Source organism: Methylobacterium sp. WL6, assembly GCF_008040095.1.
Taxonomy (GTDB): domain Bacteria; phylum Pseudomonadota; class Alphaproteobacteria; order Rhizobiales; family Beijerinckiaceae; genus Methylobacterium.
Genome location: NZ_VRVH01000499.1, coordinates 1 through 1,986 on the forward strand (window position 1 = coordinate 1; position 1,986 = coordinate 1,986).

Annotated in this window: 1 protein-coding gene; it reads left to right on the plus strand. The window is 72.6% G+C overall.

Translation table 11 applies throughout. From position 1 onward, the window contains the following. Positions 1-1,986: ATP-binding protein (locus FV230_RS27715; protein WP_147844650.1), on the plus strand; the 1,986-nt coding region annotated here is incomplete at both ends.

Sequence of the window (1,986 nt, forward strand, 5' to 3'; positions counted from 1 at the left end):
GCGCATCGTCGCGGCCCGCCCGCCGCTGCCCGCGGGCGCCGAGACGCTCCAGACCGTGCTCGGCGAGGCGGAGGCGCTCTCGACGCTGGGCGAGCGCGCCGGCGTGATGCGCCTGGCGCTGGCCGGCGGCGACACGGTGTTCGCGGCGATGCGGCGCCTGCCCGACGGCCAGGACCGGATCGCGGTGATGCAGTCGGTCGAGGCGCTGACCGCGACCTGGACGGGCCGCGCCCGGCACCAGGCCATCCTCGTCGCGGCGGCCGCCCTCGTCATCGTCGGGGTCGGCCTCGCCTACGGGCTCCAGAGCCGCCGGGCGAAGGCGATCGACAAGGTCTGCGAGCAGATCCGCCAGCGCCTCGACACCGCCCTCGGCCGCGGCGCCTGCGGCCTGTGGGACTGGGACATCCCGCGCGGGCAGATCTACTGGTCGGATTCGATGTACGCGCTGCTCGGCTACCGCCGCGAGCGCGAGTTCCTGTCGTTCGGCGACGTCAACGCCCTGGTCCACCCGGACGACGGCGACCTCTACAGCCTCGCCCGCGGGCTCGCCGCGAGCCAGACCGCGGTGGACCACGCGTTCCGCATGCGCGGCGCGAACGGCGCCTACATCTGGCTGCGCACCCGTGCCGAGGTGGTGCCGGACGTGACCGACGGCGGCCGCCACCTCGTCGGCATCGCCGTCGACGTCACCGAGCAGCAGCACCTCGCCGAGGCCAGCGCCACCAACGACATGCGCCTGCGCGACGCCGTCGAGGCGATCTCCGAGGCGTTCGTGATCTGGGACACGAGCAACCGCCTCGTCCTGTGCAATTCCAAGTTCCGCCACCTCCACGCGCTGAGCCCCGAGGACGCGCAGGTCGGCCGTCGCTACGACGAGGTGATGGGCCGCGGCGTGCTTCCGCAGATCCGGCGCGAGATGCCCGAGACCGACACCGCGAGCGCGACCGCCCGCACCTTCGAGGCGGAACTCACCGACGGCCGCTGGCTGCAGATCAGCGAGCGGCGGACCAAGGACGGCGGCTACGTCTCGGTCGGCACCGACATCACCAACCTGAAGCGGCACCAGGAGCAGCTCGTCGCCTCGGAACGCGAGCTGATCGAGACGGTCAAGGATCTCAAGCGGTCGCGCCGCACGCTGGAGCTGCAGACGCAGCAGCTCGCCGACCTCGCCGAGCGCTACCTCGACCAGAAGGCGGCGGCGGAATCGGCCAACCAGGCGAAATCCGAGTTCCTGGCCAACATGAGCCACGAGCTGCGCACGCCGCTCAACGCGATCATCGGCTTCGCGGAGCTGATGGCGAGCGAGCTCTACGGCCCCCTCGGCTCGGCGCGCTACGGCGAGTATTGCGCCGACATCCGCGCCAGCGGCGACTACCTGCTCTCGATGATCGACGACATCCTCCACATGTCGCGGATCGAGTCGCACCGCGTCCGGCTCGCGCGCCGCGAGATCGCCGTCGCGGCGGCGGTCTCCAACGCGCTCAAGCTCGTGTCCGAGCCGGCCCGGCAGAAGAACCTCCACGTCGCCGTCGACCTGTATCCCGGCCTCGCGCTGCTCGCCGACGAGCGCGCCCTGCAGCAGATCCTGGTCAACCTGCTGCAGAACGCCGTGAAGTTCACGCCCGCCAACGGCCGGATCGCGGTGCGCGCCCGCCCGGCCGGCGACCACGCCCACCTGTTCATCGAGGATACCGGGATCGGCATCCCCAAGGCGGCGCTCGCCAGGCTCGGCGCGCCGTTCTCGCAGGTCGAGACCAACCTCACCCGCAGCCACAAGGGCTCCGGCCTCGGCCTCGCCATCGCCCGCTCCATGGCCGAGCTGCACGGCGGCTCCCTGCGCATCCGCTCGGAGGAGACCGTCGGCACCATCGTCCTGGTGCGCCTGCCCCGCCCGACCAGCGAGCACCTCGCGACGGTGGCCGCGGAGGATGCCGGGCAGCAGACCGTCGCGGCGCTCCGCGAGGCGTCCGGGGCGAGCGCGCGGCT